Origin of the sequence: Pseudomonas sp. Sample_20 (genome assembly GCF_004307585.1) — a bacterium.
GTDB classification, from domain to species: Bacteria; Pseudomonadota; Gammaproteobacteria; order Pseudomonadales; family Pseudomonadaceae; genus Aquipseudomonas; species Aquipseudomonas atacamensis.
Genome location: NZ_RCOA01000046.1, coordinates 16,618 through 40,615 on the forward strand (window position 1 = coordinate 16,618; position 23,998 = coordinate 40,615).

General features: G+C 61.4%; 17 protein-coding genes and 1 pseudogene. 5 read left to right on the forward strand and 13 right to left on the reverse strand.

The annotated features are described in order from the left end of the window. Positions 1-57: 57 nt before the first annotated feature. The 8 genes from D8U70_RS11890 to prmA all read right to left on the reverse strand — a co-directional run bounded on the left by D8U70_RS11890 (position 58) and on the right by prmA (position 10,412). On the reverse strand, positions 58-654 hold the full coding sequence (locus D8U70_RS11890; RefSeq protein ID WP_016771870.1) for a MarC family protein: 597 nt from the start codon (positions 652-654) through the stop codon (positions 58-60). 62 nt (positions 655-716) lie between these two features. Continuing rightward, positions 717-3,494, reverse strand: coding sequence for a hybrid sensor histidine kinase/response regulator (locus D8U70_RS11895; protein WP_130928948.1), 2,778 nt, complete (start codon positions 3,492-3,494; stop codon positions 717-719). Between the two features lie 99 nt (positions 3,495-3,593). After that, positions 3,594-4,889, reverse strand: a complete 1,296-nt coding sequence (gene purD / locus D8U70_RS11900) for a phosphoribosylamine--glycine ligase (protein WP_122601513.1) — start codon at positions 4,887-4,889, stop codon at positions 3,594-3,596. A gap of 151 nt (positions 4,890-5,040) precedes the next feature. After that, positions 5,041-6,648 (reverse strand): bifunctional phosphoribosylaminoimidazolecarboxamide formyltransferase/IMP cyclohydrolase, encoded by a 1,608-nt coding sequence (purH, locus tag D8U70_RS11905; protein ID WP_122699750.1) that lies wholly within the window; start codon positions 6,646-6,648, stop codon positions 5,041-5,043. Positions 6,649-6,731: 83 nt separating this feature from the next. After that, positions 6,732-7,052: a DNA-binding transcriptional regulator Fis gene (gene fis / locus D8U70_RS11910; RefSeq protein ID WP_002555375.1), complete on the reverse strand. Its 321-nt coding sequence runs from the start codon at positions 7,050-7,052 to the stop codon at positions 6,732-6,734. Continuing rightward, complete coding sequence (gene dusB / locus D8U70_RS11915) at positions 7,049-8,059, reverse strand: tRNA dihydrouridine synthase DusB (RefSeq protein WP_016771866.1); 1,011 nt, start codon at positions 8,057-8,059, stop codon at positions 7,049-7,051. Before dusB ends, fis begins: the two co-directional genes overlap by 4 nt. Before the next feature lie 184 nt (positions 8,060-8,243). Then, positions 8,244-9,503: a DUF3426 domain-containing protein gene (locus tag D8U70_RS11920; RefSeq protein WP_130928949.1), complete on the reverse strand. Its 1,260-nt coding sequence runs from the start codon at positions 9,501-9,503 to the stop codon at positions 8,244-8,246. A gap of 30 nt (positions 9,504-9,533) precedes the next feature. Continuing rightward, entirely contained in the window at positions 9,534-10,412 is an 879-nt protein-coding gene (gene prmA / locus D8U70_RS11925; RefSeq protein ID WP_130928950.1) for a 50S ribosomal protein L11 methyltransferase, read from the reverse strand. 194 nt (positions 10,413-10,606) lie between these two features. Here prmA and D8U70_RS11930 point away from each other — a divergent pair, with 194 nt between their 5' ends. Next, the gene (locus tag D8U70_RS11930; protein ID WP_130928951.1) at positions 10,607-14,560 is read left to right on the forward strand and encodes a type III effector 1; all 3,954 of its coding nucleotides are present in this window, start codon (positions 10,607-10,609) and stop codon (positions 14,558-14,560) included. 65 nt (positions 14,561-14,625) lie between these two features. Here the strand turns inward: D8U70_RS11930 and accC are convergent, their stop codons facing one another. From accC to gcbA, 5 genes are all read right to left on the reverse strand, one after another. Further along, the gene (gene accC / locus D8U70_RS11935; protein ID WP_024011424.1) at positions 14,626-15,981 is read right to left on the reverse strand and encodes an acetyl-CoA carboxylase biotin carboxylase subunit; all 1,356 of its coding nucleotides are present in this window, start codon (positions 15,979-15,981) and stop codon (positions 14,626-14,628) included. Positions 15,982-15,998: 17 nt separating this feature from the next. Then, positions 15,999-16,457: an acetyl-CoA carboxylase biotin carboxyl carrier protein gene (gene accB / locus D8U70_RS11940; RefSeq protein ID WP_016771862.1), complete on the reverse strand. Its 459-nt coding sequence runs from the start codon at positions 16,455-16,457 to the stop codon at positions 15,999-16,001. A 24-nt stretch (positions 16,458-16,481) separates the two neighbouring features. Then, entirely contained in the window at positions 16,482-16,937 is a 456-nt protein-coding gene (gene aroQ / locus D8U70_RS11945; protein WP_016771861.1) for a type II 3-dehydroquinate dehydratase, read from the reverse strand. Positions 16,938-17,178: 241 nt separating this feature from the next. Next, positions 17,179-19,125 carry a methyl-accepting chemotaxis protein gene (locus tag D8U70_RS11950; protein WP_130928952.1) on the reverse strand — a complete coding sequence of 649 codons (1,947 nt, stop codon included), beginning with the start codon at positions 19,123-19,125 and terminating at the stop codon, positions 17,179-17,181. 51 nt (positions 19,126-19,176) lie between these two features. After that, positions 19,177-20,847, reverse strand: a complete 1,671-nt coding sequence (gene gcbA / locus D8U70_RS11955; protein ID WP_016771860.1) for a diguanylate cyclase GcbA — start codon at positions 20,845-20,847, stop codon at positions 19,177-19,179. A gap of 415 nt (positions 20,848-21,262) precedes the next feature. Between gcbA and D8U70_RS11960 the strand changes: the two genes are divergently transcribed. The 4 genes and pseudogenes from D8U70_RS11960 to D8U70_RS11975 all read left to right on the forward strand — a co-directional run. Beyond that, positions 21,263-22,330, forward strand: a complete 1,068-nt coding sequence (locus tag D8U70_RS11960) for a DUF2333 family protein (protein ID WP_016771859.1) — start codon at positions 21,263-21,265, stop codon at positions 22,328-22,330. A 3-nt stretch (positions 22,331-22,333) separates the two neighbouring features. After that, positions 22,334-22,891, forward strand: a complete 558-nt coding sequence (locus D8U70_RS11965; RefSeq protein WP_130928953.1) for an NUDIX hydrolase — start codon at positions 22,334-22,336, stop codon at positions 22,889-22,891. A gap of 186 nt (positions 22,892-23,077) precedes the next feature. Continuing rightward, entirely contained in the window at positions 23,078-23,449 is a 372-nt protein-coding gene (locus D8U70_RS11970; protein ID WP_007914613.1) for a translation initiation factor Sui1, read from the forward strand. Positions 23,450-23,669: 220 nt separating this feature from the next. Continuing rightward, positions 23,670-23,998 (forward strand): annotated as a pseudogene (locus D8U70_RS11975) (arginine decarboxylase); the annotation flags it as partial.

The window sequence follows — 23,998 nt, forward strand, 5'->3', positions numbered from 1 at the left end:
GCCGCGAACGGTGACCGTACGCGGCGTTTTGTTGTGGCGGTTGAGCTGCGACAATGCTCAAGGCACCAGATAACCCTTCACACCGGTAAAGATGATTTGCGCTGCCAGCGCGCAAACGAACAATCCCATCAAGCGGCTGACAATCTGCAAGCCCTGATCGCCGAGAATCCGCTCGATGCGATTGGACAGGTACAGCACCACACCGACAGTGAAACTGGCGAGCGCAATACTCATGATTGCGGTGAGCTTGTCGTCCCAGTGCGGCTGGCTGACGCCCATTACCAGCAAGGCGCCGATCGTGCCGGGGCCGACCGTCAGCGGGATGGTCAGCGGCACGATGGTCACGTCCTGCTGCACGTTATCGGCCTGCACCGCCGGTTTGCCCTGAGCCATGCCCAGCGCGGATATGAACAACACGCTGCCGGCACCGATGCGGAAGGCGTCCACGGTGATGCCGAAGACATCGAAAATCACCCGCCCGAACAAATACAGCAGAACACTGGAAATCAGTGTGGCGAGGGCGACCTTCCACGCCAGACGCCGCTGTTCCTTGCGCGAATAGCCACGGGTCAGGCTGATAAAGCAGGACAACACGAAGAACGGGCTGTAGAGCACCAGCATCTTCAGATAAACGCTGAACAACACATGGAGCATGATGCAAGCTCACTGGCGATGGAGTCGGGGGGAGTCTATCAGGCACCGGACAATCTGTCGGTTTACGACGGCTGGGTCGTGGCCCGGTTCTGCTGATCGCGTTCGGCGACCCAGTGCTCGATCAGTTCACGCAGTTGCGACAGCTCCACCGGTTTGGACATGTGCCCGTCCATGCCGGCCTGGCGTGCGCGTTCTTTATGTTCGGCGAGAATGTGCGCGGTGAGGGCGACGATCGGTGTGCGGATGCGCTGATTGCTGACTTCCCAGGCGCGCAGTTGCTGAGTGGCGGAGAAGCCATCGAGGATCGGCATTTCGCAGTCCATCAGCACCAGGTCGTAACGCTGGGCCTTCATCGCTTGCAGCGCTTCTTCGCCATTGCTCGCGGTGTCCGGTTGCAGATTGAGCTTGCCGAGCATGCCACGGATCACTTTGGTGGAAATGGTGTTGTCTTCGGCGACGAGGATGCGGAAGTCGCTCGGCACTTTCGCAGCAGTGGCCGCCGTAACGACTTGCGGCTGGAACACCACCTGGCCCTTGTTGCGTTGATTGAGTTCGTCCGCCAGCGTGGTCTTGAGCGTATAACCGGCCACCGGTTTGGCCAGAATCCGTTTGATCCCCGAATTGCGCGCAATAATCTTGCTCGGCGCGTTGCTGATGCCGGTGAGCATGATCAGCAGAATGTCGTGGTTCAGGCTCGGGTCTTCCTTGATCTTCGCTGCCAGTTGCATGCCGGTCATGCCGGGCATGTTCTGGTCGAGCAGAACCACGTCGAAGTAATCGCGCAGGTGCGCCTTGGTGCGCAGCAGCGCCAGCGCTTCCTTGCCCGACGGCACGGCGCTGACATTCAGGCCCCAGGCGCTGCATTGCTGTACCAGCACTTTGCGGCAGGTGTCGTTATCGTCGACCACCAATACCCGCGCGCCTTGCAGCGGGCTGTCCAGATCGGATGTCGGGTGTTCGAGGCGATCCGGGTCCAGCGGCAGGGTCAGCCACAAGGTGCTGCCCTGAGTGGCGCCGCTCTTGATGCCGAACTCGCCCTGCATCAGACGGATCAGTTGGCGCGCAATCACCAGGCCGAGATTGCCGCCCAGGCGATTGGCCGAGAGAAAGTGCTTGCTGTGCAATTCGGCGTGCAACAGTGCTTCGCGCTCTTCCGGCTCCATCGGCACGCCGCTGTCCTGCACGGCAATGCGCAGGCGCGGTTTGCTGCTGCGCTCGTCCAGTGCAACGACGATCAGCACTTCGCCTTCTTCGGTTTTCTTCAGGGCGTTTTCCAGCAGGCTCAGCAAGGTCTGGCGCAGGCGCGTCGGATCGCCGCTGATTACCCGTGGCACTTGCGGCTGGATGAAGCTGATCAGCTCGACGTTCTGTTGCTCGGCCTTGGCCCGGTAGATGCTCAGGCAATCATCGATCAGGGCGTTGAGGTCGAACTGCACGTCATCGAGTTCGATCTGCCCGGATTCGAGCTTGGAGATGTCGAGGATCTCATTGATCAGCGTCAGCAGTTCGTTGCCGGCGCTGTGGATGGTCTGCACGTAATCGCGTTGCTTGACCGACAGCGGCGTGCCCAGCAGCAGCTCGGTCATGCCCAGTACGCCGTTCATCGGTGTGCGGATTTCGTGGCTGATCTTGGCGAGGAATTCGGCTTTGGCGTTGATTTCGGCGTTGCTTGCCGCGAGGTCGCGGCTGATGCTGAAACGGCTTTCGGTGATGCTGCGCTGTCGCTCGCCCAGAGCGATGCTCATCAGCAGGCCGCTGATGCAGATGAACACCATCAGCGTCATGATCAGGCCTTGCGGCGTGACCAGTGTCAGCCCGAGCAGCGCCGGGAGGATAACCAGGGTGCCGATGTTGAACACGACCATGGCGGCGACGAACAGACGCGCCGGGCGATAGCCTTTTTGCCAGTGATAGAAGCCCACCAGCAACATGCTCAGGCCGGCCAGTGCGACCAGTGCGTAGGTGATGATGTTCAGCGGCAAGGTGTTGACGAACAGCAGCAACAGGCTGCACGTGACGATCAACAGAATGTCGCCCCACAGCAGTTTGTTCAGCGCGTGCTGGCCCAGTGGCGCAAAGAAGCGCAGGGCGAACATCAACCCGGCTGGGGCGGTCAGCAGCAGTGCCAGATAAGCGCCCGGCGTTTGAATGGCTTGCCAGTTCGGCAGCCACGGACCGGCGAGGTTGAGCAACAGAAACAGACTCAGCCCCAGCAGGCCTTCACAGATCGCCAGCCACAGACTGCTGCGCGAGCGCGAGTAGGCGTAGCGCACCAGGTTGTGCAGCAGGAGCATGGCGAGGCAGCCGAACAGCAGGCCGAAAATCAGCGTCTGCTTCTGATCGGCGGCGCCTTCGATCGCCGCTTGCAGGGTGATGTGCGGGCGCAGCTGATGGCCGGAGACCATGCGTACGTAGACGTCCAGCGGCTTGTCGGCCTGGGGCAGCGGCAGCATGAAATCGCTGCTCGGCAATGGATGTTCGGCCTGGGGCCGTTCGTTGCCGGTATTGCGTTGCTCGATCAGCCGGTCGCCGTCGAGCACGTAGAGATTGAGTTGGGACAGGTCGGGGGCAAAGATGCGCAGCACTTGTTCGTGCTTGCCCGGCGCCAGTTTGAAGCGCAGCCACAGGGCGCCCTCGGGTTCGGCCGCGGTCAGGCGGTCAAGCTCGATGGGGCTGAATTGATTGGTGTAGCGAGCGGAGCGGATGTCGCTCAGTTGCAGGATGCCCTGGTCGTCAAGCAATACCGACCAGCCACTGCCTTGCGCGGCCTGGGCCGGGAGCATGCAGAGCAAGGTCATCAGCGTGACGGTGAAGCTTATGGCAATCCTGAGCCAGCGCACGGCGAAATCCCTTCGTAGGTTGATGCCAGAATATAACGATGCGCGACGACCGAACAGCCCGGCGAGGAATGGCATCCCGCGCCGGGCCTGATGGATCGCTTACTCCTGGGTTTCGCCGCGTTCACGGGCAATGGCGCGGTAGCCGATGTCCTTGCGGTAGAAGCAGCCTTCCCAGTCGATGGCAGCGGCCAGTTTGTAGGCTTGCTGCTGAGCTTCACCGACGCTGGCGCCCATGGCCGTGGCACACAGTACACGACCACCGGCAGTAACGACCTGACCGTCTTTCAGCGCGGTGCCGGCGTGGAAGACTTTGCCTTCCAGGCCCGCCGCTGCATCCAGACCATTGATCGCTGCGCCTTTGGCGTAGTCGCCCGGGTAGCCGCCAGCGGCCAGCACGATGCCAACGCTCGGACGCGGATCCCATTGCGCTTCGATCTTGTCCAGCGCTTGCGCCAATGCGGCTTCGACCAGCAGCACCAGGCTCGATTGCAGACGCAGCATCACCGGTTGGGTTTCCGGATCGCCGAAGCGGCAGTTGAACTCGATAACCTTCGGATTGCCGGCCTTGTCGATCATCAGACCGGCATAGAGGAAACCAGTGTAGACGTTACCTTCGTCGGCCATGCCGCGCACGGTCGGCCAGATCACCTGGTCCATCACGCGCTGATGTACGTCGGCGGTGACCACCGGGGCAGGGGAGTAGGCGCCCATGCCGCCGGTGTTCGGGCCGCTGTCGCCGTCGCCGACGCGTTTGTGGTCCTGGCTGGTGGCCATCGGCAGCACGTTCTTGCCGTCGACCATTACGATAAACGAAGCTTCTTCGCCGTCGAGGAACTCTTCGATCACCACACGCGAACCGGCGTCGCCAAACGAGTTGCCGGCGAGCATGTCACGCACGGCGTCTTCGGCTTCGGCCAGGGTCATGGCGACGATCACGCCTTTGCCGGCAGCCAGGCCATCGGCCTTGATCACGATCGGCGCGCCTTTCTCACGCAGATAAGCCAGGGCTGGCTCGATCTCGGTGAAGTTCTGGTAATCGGCGGTCGGGATCTTGTGGCGCGCGAGGAAGTCCTTGGTGAAGGCCTTCGAACCTTCCAGTTGCGCAGCACCGGCAGTCGGACCGAAGCAGTCCAGACCACGGGAGCGGAACAGATCGACCACGCCAGCCACCAGCGGCACTTCCGGGCCGACGATGGTCAGGGAAACGTTTTTCTCGGCGAAGTCAGCCAGTTGCTCCAGCGCCAGCACGTCGATGGCGACGTTCTCGCACTTGGCTTCAATAGCGGTGCCAGCGTTGCCCGGTGCAACGAAAACCTTCTGCACGCGCGGGTCCTGAGCCACTTTCCAGGCCAGAGCATGTTCACGGCCACCGCTGCCAATGATCAAAACATTCATTTCAAAAACCTCGGATGACGCTAATTCTGTGGGGGCTGATCGTTCCCACGCTCCGCGTGGGAATGCCTCTACGGACGCTCCGCGTCCGAGGGACGCGGAGCGTCCCGGGCTGCGTGCCCACGCAAAGCGTGGGTACGATCAAGCAAAATAATCAGTGACGGAAGTGGCGCATGCCGGTGAATACCATTGCGATGCCGGCTTCATCAGCAGCAGCAATCACTTCGTTGTCACGCATCGAACCACCCGGCTGGATCACCGCAGTGATGCCGACCTTGGCCGCATTGTCCAGACCGTCGCGGAACGGGAAGAACGCGTCGGACGCCATGACCGAACCGGCCACCTGCAAACCGGCGTGCTCAGCCTTGATCGCGGCGATGCGGGCCGAGTTGACGCGGCTCATCTGGCCAGCGCCGACACCGATGGTCTGGCGATTCTTGGCGTAGACAATGGCATTGGATTTGACGTATTTGGCGACTTTCCAGGCGAAGATCAGGTCGTGGATTTCCTGTTCGGTCGGCGCGCGTTTGGTCACCACTTTCAGGTCATCGGCGCTGATCATGCCGATATCGCGGCTCTGCACCAGCAGGCCACCGTTGACGCGCTTGTAATCCCAGGCAGCGGCGCGCTCAGCCGACCACTCGCCGCAGGCCAGCAGGCGTACGTTGGCTTTCGCGGCAACAATGGCACGGGCTTCTTCGCTGACCGATGGGGCGATGATCACTTCAACGAACTGGCGCTCGACGATCGCTTTGGCGGTCTCGGCATCCAGTTCACGGTTGAAGGCGATGATGCCGCCGAACGCCGACTCGGTGTCGGTGGCGTAGGCCAGTTCGTAAGCCTGACGGATGCCGCCTTCAGCGTCCGGGCTGACCGCCACGCCGCACGGGTTGGCGTGCTTGACGATCACGCAGGCTGGCTTGACGAAACTCTTCACGCATTCCAGCGCAGCGTCGGTGTCGGCGACGTTGTTGTACGACAGTTCTTTGCCTTGCAGTTGGGTCGCGGTAGCGATGCCGACTTCGGCAGGCTTGGCTTCCACGTAGAACGCCGCGCTCTGGTGCGGGTTCTCGCCGTAGCGCATTTCCTGAGCCTTGATGAACTGGCTGTTGAAAGTGCGCGGGAATTCGCTGCGACCTTCAGTGCTCAAAGTTTCAGCGGCCTGGTTCACGGTGCCCATGTAGTTGGCGATCATGCCGTCATAGGCGGCGGTGTGTTCGAAGGCCTTGAGCATCAGGTCGAAACGCTGAGCGTAGGTCAGGCCGCCGGCCTTGAGGTTTTCCAGGACGCTGGCGTAATCGCTGGCATTTACCACGATGGCCACGTCTTTATGGTTTTTCGCTGCCGAACGGACCATGGTCGGCCCGCCGATGTCGATGTTCTCGATGGCGGTCGGCAGGTCGCAGCCTGGCTTGTTGATGGTCGCTTCGAACGGGTACAGGTTGACCGCTACCAGATCGATCGGCTTGATGCCGTGCTCGTTCATGATCGCGTCGTCAGTACCGCGACGACCGAGGATGCCGCCGTGGATTTTCGGGTGCAGGGTTTTCACCCGACCGTCCATCATCTCGGCGAAACCGGTGTAATCCGCGACTTCCACTGCGGCAACGCCGTTGTCACGCAGCAGCTTGAACGTTCCGCCGGTGGAGAGGATCTCGACGCCCAGAGCTTCGAGCTCCTTGGCGAATTCGAGGATCCCGGTCTTGTCGGAAACGCTGATCAAGGCGCGGCGGATCGGCAGGCGGGTAGTCTGGTCGGTCATCTCAATTTCCATCAAAAGCAAAGGAAGTCAGCAAAAAAGGCGACCGTTTTTTACGCGGGCGCCTTTCTGGTTTGATTGAATGCTTACAGCAGATCGTACTGCTTGAGTTTCTTGCGCAGCGTGCCGCGGTTCAGTCCCAGCAGCTCACTGGCCTTGGTCTGGTTGCCCTTGACGTAGTTCATCACGCTTTCGAGCAGGGGCGCCTCGACTTCGGACAGCACCAGGTTGTACACATCCGTGACGGACGCGCCCTCAAGGTGGGCGAAATAATTGTGCAGCGCCTTCTCGACACTCCCGCGAAGGGTCTGGCCTTCTTCGCTCGGCGTGTTGAGGTGCTGTTTCAAATTCACGTTGTCGCTCACGGGTGTTGTTCCACTCACTAAAGTCTCGGTCATCATCGTCATGCGGCCACCCCTTCTTCGTCCCCTGTCAGGCTCTTGTAACGCTCGGCGAAGAACTCCCGAACGTCGGCGCATTGTGTTTCCGTACCATCCAAACGATTGAAACGGGCGCGAAACTCCCTGGCGCCCGGCAAGGTTGCGAGATACCAGCCCACATGCTTGCGGGCAATGCGCACGCCCATCACGTCGCCATAGAAGGCGTGAAGGGCAGCCAGATGCTCCAGCAGGATGCGTTCCACTTCGCTCAGTTCCGGCGCGGGCAATTTCTCGCCGGTGCGCAGGAAGTGATCGATCTCGCGAAAAATCCATGGCCGCCCTTGAGCGGCACGGCCTATCAGCAGGCCATCGGCACCGGTCGCATCAAGCACGTATCGGGCCTTTTCCGGCGAATCGATATCGCCATTGGCAAACACCGGGATCGACACCGCCTGCTTGATCGCGGCAATCGTGTCGTACTCGGCTTCCCCTGTGTACAGATCGGCGCGCGTACGGCCATGTACGGCCAGCGCTGTGATCCCGGCCTGTTCGGCGATCTTCGCCACGTTCAGACCGTTCTTGTTCTCGCGATCCCAGCCGGTGCGGATCTTCAGGGTGACCGGCACATCAACCGCGGCCACTACGGCCTGCAGGATCTCGGTCACCAGTGCTTCGTCTTTCAGCAACGCGGAGCCGGCGGCCTTGTTGCAGACCTTCTTGGCCGGGCAACCCATATTGATATCGATAATCTGTGCGCCCAGTTCGACGTTGGCCCGTGCCGCATCGGCCAGCATCTGCGCGTCGCCACCGGCAATCTGCACCGAGCGCGGCTCGGGATCGCCTTCGTGGATCATGCGCATGCGCGACTTGCGGGTATTCCACAGGCTCATGTCGCTGGTGACCATTTCCGAGACTACAAGCCCTGCGCCCAGACGCTTGCACAGCTGACGAAAGGGCTGGTCGGTGACGCCCGCCATCGGGGCGAGAATCAAACCGTTCTGCAATGTATATGGGCCGATGCGTACCGCCGACATAGGACTTCCCTGAAGTGGGGCCGGATCATGAGAGTTCGAAAAAGGGTGGGCATGATACCCGCTCTCGATGACTGGTTAAAGGCTGAATTGAACAAAATCTGAACAGTTATTCTGTTATCGCCAACGGTTTGGTCGGCCGCGATCAGTCAGAAAAATGCCGTCAATCCGGAAACGCTGAAGCGGTTCATTCCGGTGAGTGGAAGTTCAGGCTGTAATTCACCGCTTTCGGCCCCGGATCGAGAATATCCAGGGCGATGTGGATCGGCGTCTGCGGCGGCATTTCCGCGAGGCCTTCGAGATCGCCGCTCAGATACTCGCCGGGTTTGAAGCGACGACTGGCGATCAGATGACCGTTGAGGTCGGCAAAACGCAGTTCGAGCAAGGGGAACGGTTGGGAAAACGTCGCCCGGTTGTAAATGATCGCATCGACCACCAGCGCCCCGCTGAACTCGGGATGGCTGCGCACCACCAGGTTGCTGCTCTTGATTTTGCCGATATCGACTTTCGACGGCACGGTGCAGCCGATCTGCGGGCAGATCTGCTGGAACCACGGTCGGTATTGATCCTGCCGCGCCAGTTCCTCGAAGTGATAGGCAACGTACTGAGCGGCAAGACCGCCGGCGGCCAGCAGCACCAGCACCAGCCACAGCAGGCGCCGGCCCCAGGGCGAGCGGCGTTGCTGCCAGTCCAGTTGCAGCGGGTCGTCGGTCAGATCCTGCAGGACCTCGGCGCGCACGCCGGGCTCGGCCCGTTCGCGTTTTTTGCGCGGCGAAGTGATCAACGGCAGATCGTCGTCATCGCTGTCGTCGCTGGCCGAGAAGCGTTCGCGGCGGGCGGCCGGGTCAATCGGATCGTGCAGGCGCAGTTGCGGGATCGGCGGCTCGTCATCCAGATCCACCGGCTCCAGCGACAGCGAAGGTTCGGTGCGCTCGGGTTCGAGGGTTTCGATGCCATCGATATCCGGCTCGACATCCGGCGCTACGCTGCGCTCATCCGCAGGCTCGCTGAACAGGCTGTCAGGCCATGTGCCTTCGTCCGGTTCCGGGCTGTCGCGCCGGGCGCTCAAGGATTCTTCGCGGGTACGGCCGAATTCGGCGGCCGGCTGGATTTCACGCTGTTCGAGGCGGGCGAGTTCTTCGTCCAGATCGAGGCTGTCCAGATCCAGTTCCGACGCGCTCCATTGCTTCTGGCTGATGGCGCGCGGCGCGGGGATCTGTTCGACGACCGCAGAATCGCTGACAGGCGCGGGCGCTTCAGGCAGCGCTGGTGCGGCCGGCGTCACTGTGTCCTTGCCAGAATGTTGCTCGAGCAGCTGCTTGGCGGCATTGAACACTTGCAGGCAGGAGCCGCAACGAACCACGCCGCGCGCCACGCTCAACTGAGCATGGTTGACGCGGAAACTGGTCTGGCAATGCGGGCATTGGGTGACGAAACTGTCGGTCATGCGGCGATCCGGTTCAGGCAAGCGGTCATTTTAGCGCCGACGCCCGGTGATGCGCACCCAGCCGTCGCGATTGGCGATCGGGTCGAGCTCGAAGTCCTGCGCATAAGCTGCCGCTACTTCTTCGCCCTGCTCGGCGAGAATGCCCGACAGCGCCAGGCACCCACCGCTCTTGACCAGGCTGGACAGCTGCGGCGCCAGCGACACCAGCGGGCCGGCGAGAATATTGGCCACCAGCACGTCGGCCGGAACCGGCGGCAGATCCTCGGGCAGGTACAGCGGGAGCAGCTCATCGGCAATGTTGTTGCGCCCGGCGTTGTCGCGCGAGGCTTCCAGCGCTTGCACGTCGATGTCGGTGCCCACGGCTTCCTTGGCACCGAGCAGCAGGGCGGCAATCGCCAGAATCCCCGAGCCACAGCCGAAGTCGAGCACGTGGCAGTCTTTCAGATCCTGGCCGTCGAGCCATTCCAGGCACAGCGCGGTGGTCGGGTGGGTGCCGGTGCCGAACGCCAGGCCCGGGTCCAGCAGCAGATTGACTGCGTCAGGCTCGGGTGCGGCGTGCCAGCTCGGCACGATCCACAGGCGCTGGCCGAAACGCATCGGCTCGAAGCCGTCCATCCAGCTGCGTTCCCAGTCCTGGTCCTCGATCACTTCGCTGTGATGTTCGGGCAACGGGCTGCCGGTCAGCAACTCCAGGTGGGCCAGCACCGGTTCCGGTTCGGTACCGCCTTCGAACAGCGCCAGCAAGTGGGTGTGCGACCACAGCGGCGTGGTGTTGAGTTCCGGTTCGAAGATCGGCTGGTCTTCGGCGTCCATGAAAGTCACCGACACGGCGCCGACTTCGAGGAATGCGTCCTCGTAGGTTTCGGCTTGTTCCGGGGTGATGGCGAGACGGACTTGCAGCCAAGGCATGGCGGGCACCTTTGAAAATCTGTGGGGCAGCCCGAAGCTGCAAAAGCGCGCAGTTTACGCCAGGTCGCCGGCAAAGTGGACACACCGCTTGGCTGTTACACATTCGCGGCCGCGATATACATATGTATGGCCTGAGCACTTTTGTCGGCAAATAGAGTGAGCGCTCATCTCTACGCAACAAAAGGCTGGACGACATGGCGGATCAACAAGGGACTGTAGAAGAAAAACCACCGATAGCCGCTGCGTCTACGGGGTCGGTGCAGGAGATCCTCCTGCGCATCACGCGCTGGCAGGTGATGATCGACAAGCGCTTGAACAGCCAGATGACGTTGCTCGAGGCGCTGGAGCACTTCGCACTGACTGAACTGCGCAGGCATTACCCGGACGGTCATTTCGCCCCGGGCTTTGTGGTTGCCCTGCTTGACGCCATTCTGCAAAAGCTTATCGACGGCCGGCCAGTCATGTTCCTGGCGCTCCAGGACGCGCCATTTCGCTGGCCTGGAGGTGCCGATCCCGGTTTGCCGTCCAGCCGTCATGAGCATGTGATCCGGACGGTGGATAGCGTTTCGTTGCACTTTCGCGACCAGTACAAAAAATACCTGCGAGAACATTGGGCGACAAAAGGGCGCGAGACGTTGTTCGATCGCCTGATCAAACGCAAGCTGCGGCGCTATATCAAAGACATCGAGTTGCTGTTGCGCCGTGACCAACTGGCTGGTCTGACACTGGATCAATTGCGCAGCAAAATCGACCGGGTGCAGGCCCGCAGCACGCGTCGGTACCGATTGACCGCCCTGGCAACCGGTGCAGAGAAAAAGATTCTCGAGGCGCATTCCTTTGCGCAACTGCCGTCATGGATGAAGGCGCTGAAGGAGCCGGATCGCGCTTTGTTGCGTGATTATCAGGAGCAGACCTCACTGGCCCAGGCAGCACTCGATGACCTGCTGCTGGGCTACGGCTCGTTGCGCGACTTTGCCCGCCAGCAGGCCATCGAATACATTCAGCTCAAGCTCGACATGACGGTTGAACCGGACCGGATCGACGTGCGGCTCAGATGGCGCTCGGCGGTCGGTGAGCCGACCCACAATCGCAGCCTCAGTGATCTGCTGGCATGCGGGCCGATCGGGCAGGACTTCGCAGCGGTCCTGGAGATCAGCAGTCCTGCGCCATTGCGCAACCAGTCACTGAAGCCGACATTCATTGCCGACATGCTGGCGCAACAGGATTATCCGGCGGACTACCTGCGCGTTCTCGCCGAACAGTACGAGCGTATAGAGGTGCAAAAGGCAGTTGTCGACTGGTTTGCCGCACGGCTTCGGCAGAGCGCATTCGTCGCGCGCTGCGCAGCTCATCTGTCGGACTCCGACCATGAGCGTCTGGAGCAGATGTGGTCTGGGCAAACCACAAAGAAACCGTTGCAAGTGGCCGCATTGACACTGCCCAACGGCATGCAATGCGCCGATCTTCTGGTGTTCTACCAGGCAGAGACTGAGCAAGCGGTGAATAACCTGGTGCTGTACGCGCCCAACAAGCCGGACGGTCAGGAGTGGGTCCGGTTACCTTCGATCGCGGCGTTGACCGGCGAAGTATGGAGCTGGACGCAGAGCGAATCCGGTCGTGAGTATCTGTTGCAGCAGCTTTCTCCGGCTGCACATCACCCTGCACGGGATTATCTGTTGGCCGCTGCGGCCAGCCCCACTCTCTGGGGCATGCAGAGTGACCTTCGCCGAGCGCCACTGCCGTTCACCGAATGCGTCGAAGCCGCTGCAAAAATGGGCCTGGCGAACAACCTGCAGCGGGTCGAGCAGGACAACTCGCTGCGCTGGTACACGACGCTCGGGCTTGAGGCTCGCCGGCGCATCAGCAGCCTCAATCAGGAACTGATCGTTCATCAGCAGGTGTTCAACGAGCTGCTGGGCGGTTTCGAGGTTTTCGTCGATTTCGCCAGGCGCACGGTTGCCGCAGCGATCACGCCCTATATGCGCAGCAAGAACGTGCTGGAACCGGTCGATCCGGCCACTGTGTTGATCGATTACAACCCTGGCGTCGCTGACCGCAGGAAGCAGCAGGTAGCCACGCTGCTCGACCTGGCCATTCACGGCTACGATGACAACTCCGGCATCGAACATCCGAAAAGAGGCGTGCGATCGGCGGTTGGCCAGGATCTGAGCCAGGTGCGCAGCGCCGATCTGGCGCTGTATCTGCGCCGGGCGTGGCTGGGTGAAAAATACGCCAGCGAGATCCGTGGCAAATATCTCGACCCGCGTGATGCTGCCTACGAACCGCGTCGCTTTGCCTACCGCAACGTATTGCTGTCAAAGATGGACCGTGATTTGCGCGTGGCCAGAAGTCAGGCGCGATTGAGCGACGCGGTGTATTCAGCGCTGGTCCGTCAGGTCTCTCTGTTGAGCCAGGTGCCAGCGCCGGATACGCATTTTCCGGGCGCCAGCATGGTTGAAAGTGACGGCGTGTTCAGGTTCACCGTGCGCCATCACGTCGTGCTCGGGGTTTATGTCCTGACCTCGTTCAACCCCGAGCCGTCCTGGTGGCTGTACACGCCTGATGCGCCCGACGGCATTGTGGTGCGCGCATATCAATCACTGTTCGGCGACATCGCCGGCGCTTTGCATGACTACTTGATGGCGCGTACGCCGGTTGCCGCGCGCAGCATCGTGTCGCGCACCCTGCATGCGATTGCAGCAAAAAAACAACGCGTCGATACGCTGTACGAAGCGCAGCGCCTGATTGACGCGCGCAGCGAGTTCAACGCGTACATCGAGCGCGCGGTCACGGATGTGCAGGACATCACCACCAGCCGCGCGCAAATGATCGAACGCCAAGTGGTCAAGGGGCTGATGTTTGCAGCTGCACCGTTTTGCATGGTGTTCCCTCCGTTTGCCTTGCTGCTCGATGTCGTGTTCATCGCCGTCAGCGCCGGTCAGGCGGTCGCTGCGCATCTGGAGGGTGACGTCGATGGCGCGCTCGGCCACTGGCTGGAGGCGTCGTGGGGCGCGTTGTTCGCTATGGTCGGCGCCGGCAGTGCGATCAAGTGGCTGGGCGGTGCGGCCAGAAGTCTGAAGCACACCATGCGGCCGGTCTCGTTGTTGTCAGAGCGTCTGAACACCGTGGCTCCGCTGCGCAGGGAAGCGCTGCCGGCGATCCGGGGAGTACGCTTCCATGCCAGGCAGGCCGTCAGCAAGGCGCCCGAGCGTTTGCAAAAGGTGACCGAAGAAGGCGTCTTTTTCGGCACCTGGCGCAGTCCGCCCAGCGCTGCGCAGCCGCAACCGGCCTATTACATTCGCAACAAGGGCAAGTATTTCCTGGTCAGGGAAAATCCGCATTTTGGTGGGCTGAGCCTGGTGGATGCCCGTCGCCCGAGCGCCATCTATCAGCAACCGATTCGGCTTGCTCCGGGGGGCAAGTGGACACACGCCAGGGTCGGGCTCACGGGTGGCAACGTGCGCAACCTTGGGCGCGTGAGCGATTTGAATGATGCTTTTCCTGGAGGTGTCGAGCCCGTGCTGAACCGCGGCGCGCTGCAGGGCGAAGCGGTGGTGGCGCATTTTCGTCCGGGATCGCCAGATAACTACCTGTTTTCGTTGAATGCGCAGAGTTGCGTCATCGCCTCGCTGTATAACCCGACGACAAGGGTGGGGGCGGTCATTCATTTTGATCACAATATTCGCCCGTTGATCGAGCGAAGTGTCACGCAGGTGCTGGAGCGTCTGGGGGGCGCACCGCAGAACATTCGCGCCACGCTGGTGGGTGGCGACTGGCTGTCGGCGGGCGCTGACATCGGCGGTCCGGTCAGGCGCGTGTTGCGCGAACAGGGCCTGCAGCCGACCTGGGATTACTGGTCGTACTCGTCGTGCCTGGGCAACAGCTATGGCGTGGTGCTGAATCTGAGCAATGGAGTCTCGAGAGTGTTCAAGCATTCCCCTGGTCAGATTGGCAGGCTGTACGACCCGCTTATGGCCAGATCGAGCCATGCCAAGGACGGGCTCTCGGTACGTGCCCGACACTTTACGAGACGGTTCACCCGCAGGCCGTTACATGAAAACGCCGCAGGAGCGGTGGTCGATGATGCCGGCCTGCGGGCATCTGCCACAATGGTCGAACAGCAGGCGTTCTCCACGGTAATGCTCTGATGGGTTTGTTGCAGGCATAAAAAAACCCGATCCGCAGGGATCGGGTTTTTCATGCCGCTTCAGCCTTACGACTGTTTGGCCAGCTTGTGCTCGAGGTAGTGAATGTTCACACCGCCCTTGCAGAAGCCTTCGTCACGAACCAGGTCACGGTGCAGCGGGATGTTGGTCTTGATCCCGTCAACCACGATTTCGTCCAGGGCATTGCGCATGCGTGCCATGGCTTCGTCGCGGGTTGCGCCGTAGGTGATCAGCTTGCCGATCAGCGAGTCGTAGTTCGGTGGCACGGCATAACCGCTGTACAGGTGCGAATCGACGCGAACGCCGTTGCCGCCTGGGGCGTGGAAATGCTTGACCGTGCCCGGGCTCGGCATGAAGGTCTTCGGATCTTCAGCGTTGATCCGGCACTCCAGCGAGTGACCGCGGATGACCACGTCATCCTGAGTGAACGACAGCTTGTTGCCAGCGGCGATGCTGAGCATCTCCTTGACGATGTCGATACCGGTGACCATCTCCGAAACCGGGTGCTCCACCTGAACACGGGTGTTCATTTCGATGAAGTAGAAACGGCCGTTCTCGTAGAGGAACTCGAAAGTACCGGCGCCACGGTAGCCGATGTCGATGCATGCCTTGACGCAGCGAGCCAATACTTCCTGGCGCGCCTTCTCGTCGATGCCCGGTGCTGGCGCTTCTTCGAGAACCTTCTGGTGCCGACGCTGCAGCGAGCAGTCGCGGTCGCCCAGGTGGATGGCGTGGCCCTGGCCGTCGGACAGTACCTGCACTTCGACGTGGCGCGGGTTGGTGAGGAATTTTTCCAGATAGACCATCGGGTTGCCGAACGCCGCGCCTGCTTCGGAGCGGGTCAGCTTCGCGGAGGCGATCAGGTCTTCTTCCTTGTGCACCACACGCATGCCGCGACCACCACCACCACCGGCGGCCTTGATGATCACCGGGTAGCCGACTTCACGACCGATGCGCAGCGCCGTTTCTTCGTCTTCCGGCAGCGGGCCGTCAGAACCTGGAACGGTCGGTACGCCTGCTTCGATCATCGCGTGCTTGGCCGATACCTTGTCGCCCATCAGGCGGATGGTGTCGGCTTTCGGGCCGATGAAGGCGAAGCCGGAGTTCTCGACCTGCTCGGCAAAATCGGCGTTTTCCGCGAGGAAACCGTAGCCTGGGTGAATGGCGGTAGCGCCGGTCACTTCAGCGGCAGCGATGATGGCCGGAATGTGCAGGTAAGACTGAGCGGCGGACGCCGGGCCGATGCAGACGGATTCGTCTGCCAGACCCAGGTGCATCAGCTCTTTGTCGGCCTTGGAGTAAACGGCGACGGTCTTGATGCCCATCTCTTTGCAGGCACGCAGAATCCGCAGGGCGATCTCACCGCGGTTAGCGATCAGAACTTTTTCCAACTTCGCAGTCATCAAAGGCTCTCCGCGGTTCAAACGATGGTGAACAGCGGTTGGTCGTACTCAACCGGCTGGCCGTCTTCGACGAGGATGGATTCGATCACACCGCTGGTTTCAGCTTCGATGTGGTTCATCATCTTCATGGCTTCGACGATGCACAGGGTGTCGCCTTTCTTCACGGTCTGGCCGACTTCAACGAAGGCTGGCGAGGTTGGCGAAGATTTACGGTAGAAGGTGCCGACCATCGGCGAACGGGCAACGGTGCCGTTCAGCGCGGGTGCAGCAGCGGCAGCCGGAGCAGCGGCAGCGACTGGCGCGGCAGCAGGGGCAGCAGCCGGAGCCTGCATCGGGGCTGGCGCGTAGTACTGCTGCGCCGGGGTCTTGCTGTGACGGCTGATGCGTACGGACTCTTCGCCTTCCTTGATCTCGAGCTCGTCGATGCCGGACTCTTCCAGCAATTCGATCAGTTTCTTAACTTTACGGATATCCATGAATCATCAACTCCCAAGGGTCGGTCAGGGGCGTATAGCTTGGTGTTCAAGCTGCTCTAGTGCGGCCTCCAGGGCCAGTCGGTAACCGCTGGCGCCAAGGCCGCAGATCACTCCTACCGCTACATCGGAGAAGTAGGAGTGATGGCGGAAAGGTTCGCGCTTGTGCACGTTGGACAAATGCACTTCGATGAATGGGATGCTCACTCCCAGCAGCGCGTCACGTAATGCGACACTTGTGTGCGTAAAAGCCGCCGGATTGATCAGAATGAAATCCACGCCTTCACCGCGCGCAGCGTGGATGCGATCGATCAATTCGTACTCGGCGTTGCTTTGCAGATGCAGCAGATGATGGCCGGCTTCGCGGGCGCGCCGCTCCAGATCCTGATTGATCTGCGCCAGGGTCGTCGACCCGTAGGTCCCCGGTTCCCGGGTGCCGAGCAGGTTCAGGTTGGGGCCGTGCAGCACCAATAGCGTTGCCATCTGCGTTGTCCTTGTTATCAATGAGCAGTCGTCAGAACCCGGCGACTATGCCGCAAAGCCTTTGTGACTGTCCAGTTCCATGCAATAGGCGGCACGATGGGCGATGTTTGCGCGAAATTTGTGACCGAGGATCAGGATCCGGTCACTTGTAATGACAGGGCCGCTGCCTTCGCAAGCAGGCTCGCTCCCACAGGGGTATGCATTCCAAAGTGGGAGCGAGCCTGCTGGCGAAGGTGGTATGTCAGACGCGGAAGGCCTGAACGGCCGTATGCAATTGGCCGCCGAGAACCAACAGATTCTCGCCCTGTTCGCGCCCTTGACCGATGCGCAGCAGGTTATCCCCACCCAATTGATGAATGCGCTCGCTGTGATCGCGGATCTCGCTGACCGCGCCACTTTGCTGCGCGGTGACATCGGCGATGCGCACGGCGGTGTCGGCGATGGTCTGGATCGCGCCGACGATTTTGTCCAATGCACCGTCGGCCGCTTGCGCCTGACTGGCCGTGGCTTCGGCGTGTTCGACCTGCGCGCGCATGCCTTCGACCGATTGCCGCGCGGCCGTCTGCAGGCCGGCGATCAGCGTCTGGATTTCTGCCGTGGCCCCGGCGGTACGTTGTGCCAGCGAGCGCACTTCCTCGGCGACTACGGCGAAACCACGGCCCATCTCCCCGGCGCGGGCCGCCTCGATTGCGGCGTTCAGGGCGAGCAGATTGGTCTGATCCGCAATCGAACGAATCACCGTCAGCACGCCGCCAATGGTTGCCGACTCTTCGGCCAGATGTTCGATCATCTGCGCATTGCCTTGAACCTCACCGACCAGCGCATGCAGCCCGGTGAGGCTCTGGCCGATTACAGCCTGCCCATGCTCGACGGCGAGACCGGCATGACGACTGGCGTCGGCAGCCTGACGGGCATCGCCGGCCACTTGCTGAATCGTTGCCTCGAGTTCCCCCAGCGAGTCGCGAATCAGCGCGGTATCGCCGGCCTGATGCTCGGCGCCGCTGTGCAGGTCATTGCTCAGTTCCGCAAGGGTGCGGCTGCTGCCCGCGACTTGTTCGGCGTTGCCGCGAATGGTGCCGACCAGGTCCACCAGATAGGCACGCAAGCGGTTGAGCGAGGCTTCGATGTCGTGCAGTTCGCGGTTGGTCTTGCCCAGTTGGATGTCGCGACTGAAATCGCCTTCGGCCCAGGTCGACAGCGCTGGGGCGAGGTTGGTCAGGGTGCGGGCCAGGCGCCGCTGCAAGGTATCGATGAGCAGGGCGATCAGCAGAATCAGGCCGATCATCACGCCTTGCATCAGGCGCACTTCGCCCTGGATCTGCCCATGTTGCGCGCGTACCACCGGTTCGAGGCCGGCGATGGCGTGTTGCACGCTGGCGATTTTTTCGTGGGTGGCGGCGCTGAGATCGGCGCGTTTCTGGATCTGCTCGCGAGTGCGCACCAGTTCCGCCGGATAGCGGCCAAGCAAACTGTTCAGTTCGCGTTTGAGGGCGACACCGGCATCTTCGGCGGCGGCTTTGTCGGTGTTTTCGATGCCCATCAACGCGGCGAAATCGTCACTGCTCGATTCGTTGCTGGTGACCACCCCGAGCAAGGGCAGGGCATCGATGGCCTCGGCCTGGGCGCGCATGTTGCTCACTTCGCGCTCGACATCGGCAGCCAGTTCACTGCGCCCGCTGCTGACCAGTTTGTCCCGCGCCAGCGACAGTTTGCCCAGATGCTGCGATGCGGCGAGCAGTGGCGCGAGGTAGGCGGCGTTGCCATTGGCGTAGGTGTTGAGCTGGTCGAGGCTGGCGCTGAGTTCGCGTTCGGCCTGCAACAGCAGCGCCTGCGGATCGCCGGCCAGTTTGCCGGCGGCGAGCAGTTCGGTTTTGCTGAACTCATCAAGGCTCGACAGGCTTGGCTGCACGGCGTCGGCCAGCGTCGGGGGCAGCTCACCCAGTTGCTTGTGCACGCTGTCGATGGCCTGGGCGGCGCTGCTCAGGCGCAGCGCGTCACCGCTGGCCAGATAATCCTCGACGTTGCGCGCCACTTCATTCTGAAATTGTTGCGACAGCCCCAGATAACGCTCCATCAAAAGATAGGGGCGTTCGAGGGCTTTTTGCGACCACCACAGCGTGGCGCCAAGGGCCACGCAGACGGCGACCAGCAGCAAAGTGTTGAGATTGGTGAGCAACTTCAGGCGCATGACGGCTACCAACGGCAGAAATGGTAAGCGCCTGAATTTATTGCGGTTCCATTACAAGGTTATGACCGAATCAGTGGATTCCGATGAAAAAGTGGCACTTTGCTTTGACTGCCGCGCGGTCTGCACCCGATTGCGTCCGGCACCCTTGGCGCGGTACAGCGCCTCGTCGGCCTGGCTGGCCATCATCAGGCTGTCGGAGTCATCGCACATTTCCACCACGCCGGCGCTGAACGTGCACCACAGATCCTGCGGCTGCGCCGGGTAATGAATCTCGGCGAAGCGCTGGCGAATCTCGTCGAGGACTTTGTGCGCCGCGTCGATATCGGTGTCGGGCATGACGATGGCGAACTCTTCGCCGCCGTATCGGCCAATGAAATCGGTCTTGCGCAAACGCTGCTTGAGAAACAGTGCGAGGCTCTTGATCACCCGGTCACCCATGGGGTGGCCATGGCTGTCGTTGACCCGTTTGAAGTGGTCGATGTCGAGCATGGCAAAGCTCAGTGGCTTGTTCTCGCGGCGCGCGCGGAACGAGCAGTCTTCGAGCAATTGCAGAATATGCGTGTGGTTGTACAGGCCGGTGAGGCTGTCGCGGACCATCCGCGCCTTGAGATTTCGCGCCCGAGCGGCGCGGTTGCGCACAGTGGTGATCAGGTGTCGCGGTTTGATCGGCTTGGTCAGGAAGTCATCGCCGCCCTCGCTCATGGCGTCGAGCTGCTTGTCCAGATCGTCCTCGGCCGACAGGTAAATGATCGGCACGCTGACGTAGCGGTCGTTGTGACGAATGACTTTGGCCAGCTCGGTGCCGGTGCAGGCCGGCATATACATGTCGAGGATGATCAGGTCCGGCTGGAAATCCGCCAGTTCGGCCATTGCCTGAATCGGTTCGATCAGGGTGCGGGTGACAATCCCGGCGCTGTTGAGCAGGCGCTCGGTGTGCAAGGCCTGGGCGCGCGAGTCGTCGATGATCAGCACTTTATAGGGCTCGTACTGGGCGACGCAGGTCAGCACTTCGATTTTTTCCAGCAGGCTCGAGGCTTCAAGGGTGCCGGTGAGGAATTCCTGGCCACCGGCGCGCACGGCGGCGAGGCGGGTCGGGGTGTCGGTTTCGTGCAGGCTGAAGAACAGCAGCGGCAGCGGTTCTTCGAGGCCGACCTGAGCTTCGGCGGCGAGTTTCAGGCCGATGCCGGGGCCACTGAAATCCACGTCCATGACAATCGCCGCGGGCAAGCGCTCAACCATCGACGAGCGAAACGCCGCGACACTGTCCAGTGCCTGCGCGCTGAGGCCAAAGAATTCGAGCTGCTTGGCCAGGCGTTCGGCGCGGTCGTGATCCTGCAACATCACGTAGATCGGCTTGCGCAGCGGCGGCAGGAACGTCTGGTCGAGCTGATCACCATGGCGCAGGCCGGTGCGCGACAGGCGCTGCATCAAGCGATTCAGATCAGTGATCAGGCCGCTGCTGAGGCGCCCACGGTTGGCATCCACCGCTTGCAGCGACTGGCTGATGTGGTGCGCCAACTGAGTGTGTTCCGGCTGTTCAAAGCGCTCGGCAAAACGCAGCAGACGCAGATTCGCCTCGCTCAGTTCGGCGAGATCGACGGTGGACCACTCACTGCGTTGCAGGCGCTGCCATATCTCAAGAATCTGACGTGCCTGATGAATTACCCGCTGGGCAAAGTGGTGCTTGAGACGCTCACGGCTGGGGTCTTCTGGCTCGGTCATATCCTGACTACTAGTTAGGGTGCATGCTGAGATCGACTGGTGGCTCTATGCTAGCACCTCTTTTCCCTTAGACGAGTGTCGTACGTCAATAATCTGCTGGACGACACGATTCAGTTTCTGACCGGGTGGTTTTCTCATGCACTTGCAGGTCATTCCGATGCCCTAAATCCGGACGCTTGACTTGAAGGGCAGGGCAGAACAGTCGGGAATTTGTACATCGCTGCTCGGGCCGAATCCAGATCAGAGTTCACTGCGTTGCTGGCGTTGCCCTATCAGGGAATCCCTTAGTGTGTCGCGAAGCGTCATCGGGCCGCACCATTTGCGGCTTATCGTTAGCGACGGGTGCCCGGCCTTGGCACGTTGTTGTATGGTTGTGGTCGAACCGTTGAACCCAAGTGATTGAAAGGATATCGCCATGCTGGACTGGAAAAACCGCGCGGGCAGCGCGCCTGAACGTGCCGCCGAGCCCAAGTCGGCCACCCGCAGCTATGTCGGCGGGCTGCTGTTCAGCCGGGCGCTGGCCACAGTGGTCGGTCTGTATTTGCTGGTCACCATCGCGCTGGGCTGGTACTGGAGCCAGGAACCGGAGCTGTTTCCGGTGGCGCAGAACGCCCAGGTCGCTGCCGAGAAAGAGGGCAAGCAAATGGTGGTCGGCTACACCACGGTCGAGACCCTGAAGACCGTTGCCGGCACCTTGCTCAACAAGCCGGGCGGTTACATTTCCAATGACCGTTTCCCGCCGGGCCTGTGGATGGACAACACGCCGAGCTGGGAATATGGCGTGCTGGTGCAGGTGCGTGACCTGACCCGCGCCCTGCGCAAGGATTTTGCCCGTTCGCAATCACAGTCCGCCGAAGACGCCGATCTGGCCAAGGCCGAACCACGCTTCAACTTCGACAACAAGAGCTGGGTGCTGCCGTCCAGCGAGTCGGAATACCAGGAAGGCATCAACTCCCTGAGCCGTTATCAGTCGCGCTTGTCGGATCCGAATCAGAAAAACGCGCTGTTCTACGCGCGCGCCGACAACCTCAACAACTGGCTGGGCGATGTCGGCACCCGTCTCGGTTCGTTGTCGCAACGCCTGTCGGCCAGTGTCGGTCGGGTCAAGCTCAATACTGCGCTGAAGACCGAAGTTCCGGCGGTCGGCGAAGTGCCGCAGGTTGACGAAGAAGTCGTGGAAACCCCGTGGATGCAGATCGACAACGTGTTCTACGAAGCACGCGGTCAGGCCTGGGCGCTGTCGCATCTGCTGCGTGCCATCGAGGTCGACTTCGCCGATGTGCTGGCGAAGAAGAACGCCACCGTCAGCGTGCGCCAGATCATCCGTGAGCTGGAGGCTTCGCAAGAGCCGGTGTGGAGCCCGATGATCCTCAATGGCAGCGGTTTCGGCGTATTGGCCAACCACTCGCTGGTCATGGCCAACTACATTTCCCGGGCCAACGCTGCGGTGATCGACTTGCGTCAACTGCTCAATCAGGGCTGATACGTGAGCCAGAGCACAAGAGAGGCGGCCCATCGCGCCGCCTCGGACGCCGAACAGATCGCCTGGGTCGACGAGCAGGACAACCTGCTCGGCGCTCTGGTGCGCTCCGATTTGCGTGAGCGCGGGCTGATTGGCCGTGGCACCTACATCATGCTGTTCAATTCCGCCGGTGAGCTGTGCGTGCACCGGCGCACGTTGAGCAAGGCGATTTATCCCGGTTACTGGGATGTTGCCGCAGGCGGCATGGTCCAGGCTGACGAAAGCTACGCCGAGTCGGCGGCGCGCGAGCTTGCGGAAGAGCTGGGCGTCAGCGGCGTCGAACTCACCGCTCACGACCACTTCTACTTCGAAGACACCGGCAACCGTCTGTGGTGTTCGGCGTTTTCCGCCGTGTGGGACGGGCCGCTGAAACTGCAGCCGGAAGAAGTCCTCGAAGCGCGATTCATCCCCATCGAACAGGTCATGCGCGAAATCAGAGAAAAGCCTTATTGCCCGGACTCTCTGGCCGCGCTGAAGCGCTATCTCAAGGCGCAGCAAAGCAACGTCGCAAAGAACACATGAATTGGCGCCGATTGGCACTTAGCAATCGCGATTTTTGCCGTTACACTGCGCGACCTTTTCAAACTGCACCGAACGCTTCCCAAAAAGCGCCGATGCAGTAGCGCTGCCCCTGCCTGAGTGGGGCTTCGCGGTCGCTGACCTTGCCCAAGGTTGCGATCAGTCTTTGTCCTCCCGAGAGGATTGCCGGTGGCCAAGAAAGCCGCATCCTTCGCCGCCCTGGGCGGCCTGGTATTTTCCACCGACGCAGGTCGTCATTGCCCGGAATGCAGCAAGCCGGTGGACGCCTGTATCTGCAAACAAACCGTGATCCCGGCCGGTGACGGCATTGCCCGCGTGCGTCGCGAAAGCAAGGGCCGTGGCGGCAAGACGGTGACCACCATCACCGGCGTGCCTCTTGCCGAAGACGCGCTCAAGGAGCTGGCGACGACGTTGAAGAAACGTTGTGGCACCGGCGGGGCGTTGAAGGACGGCATCATCGAAATCCAGGGCGATCACGTCGAGCTACTCTTGGCAGAGCTGATCAAACACGGTTTCAAAGCGAAGAAATCCGGCGGCTAGCAGCCTCTGTGAAACCCTCCGGCGGCTTGATCCGGCTTCGAGTGTTCTCGGATCCGGCGTCGTCGCCATGGTTTTCACAGAGCCTGTTCATGACCGGTTTCTAAACTCCACGCAGTCAGTGCGGTCTACCGCCGCACTGACGAACCGTCATTTTCATTCTTTAGACTGCGCCGGCCTGAACGTCAGGCGACGCACTCTGACTTCTTTATAGGGGACTTCGATGTCCGTACGACGCACACGTAAAGACGATGGCAGCCAATGGACAGTTGCGGACAGCCGCAGCGTTTACGGGATTCGCCATTGGGGGGCCGGGTATTTCGCGATCAATGAAGCCGGTCGCGTCGAAGTACGTCCGAACGGCCCGAGCAGCTCGCCTATCGACCTGTTCGAGCAAGTCGACCAACTGCGCAAGAGCGGTTTGTCCTTGCCGCTGCTGGTGCGGTTCCCCGACATCCTGCAAGACCGTGTCCGTCAGTTGACCGGCGCTTTCGATTCCAACATCGAGCGCCTGGAATACCAGAGCAAATACACCGCGCTGTACCCGATCAA

What these genes read in the sequence shown, in the direction of transcription:
- accC (WP_024011424.1), bottom strand. Translation starts at nt 15,981, where the DNA reads ATGACTGCGAAGTTGGAAAAAGTTCTGATCGCTAACCGCGGTGAGATC.
- D8U70_RS11890 (WP_016771870.1), bottom strand. Translation starts at nt 654, where the DNA reads ATGCTCCATGTGTTGTTCAGCGTTTATCTGAAGATGCTGGTGCTCTAC.
- fis (WP_002555375.1), bottom strand. Translation starts at nt 7,052, where the DNA reads ATGACGATGATGACCGAGACTTTAGTGAGTGGAACAACACCCGTGAGC.
- accB (WP_016771862.1), bottom strand. Translation starts at nt 16,457, where the DNA reads ATGGATATCCGTAAAGTTAAGAAACTGATCGAATTGCTGGAAGAGTCC.
- purH (WP_122699750.1), bottom strand. Translation starts at nt 6,648, where the DNA reads ATGACCGACCAGACTACCCGCCTGCCGATCCGCCGCGCCTTGATCAGC.
- purD (WP_122601513.1), bottom strand. Translation starts at nt 4,889, where the DNA reads ATGAATGTTTTGATCATTGGCAGCGGTGGCCGTGAACATGCTCTGGCC.
- D8U70_RS11960 (WP_016771859.1), top strand. Translation starts at nt 21,263, where the DNA reads ATGCTGGACTGGAAAAACCGCGCGGGCAGCGCGCCTGAACGTGCCGCC.
- D8U70_RS11950 (WP_130928952.1), bottom strand. Translation starts at nt 19,125, where the DNA reads ATGCGCCTGAAGTTGCTCACCAATCTCAACACTTTGCTGCTGGTCGCC.
- prmA (WP_130928950.1), bottom strand. Translation starts at nt 10,412, where the DNA reads ATGCCTTGGCTGCAAGTCCGTCTCGCCATCACCCCGGAACAAGCCGAA.
- gcbA (WP_016771860.1), bottom strand. Translation starts at nt 20,847, where the DNA reads ATGACCGAGCCAGAAGACCCCAGCCGTGAGCGTCTCAAGCACCACTTT.
- aroQ (WP_016771861.1), bottom strand. Translation starts at nt 16,937, where the DNA reads ATGGCAACGCTATTGGTGCTGCACGGCCCCAACCTGAACCTGCTCGGC.
- dusB (WP_016771866.1), bottom strand. Translation starts at nt 8,059, where the DNA reads ATGTCGGCGGTACGCATCGGCCCATATACATTGCAGAACGGTTTGATT.
- D8U70_RS11930 (WP_130928951.1), top strand. Translation starts at nt 10,607, where the DNA reads ATGGCGGATCAACAAGGGACTGTAGAAGAAAAACCACCGATAGCCGCT.
- D8U70_RS11920 (WP_130928949.1), bottom strand. Translation starts at nt 9,503, where the DNA reads ATGACCGACAGTTTCGTCACCCAATGCCCGCATTGCCAGACCAGTTTC.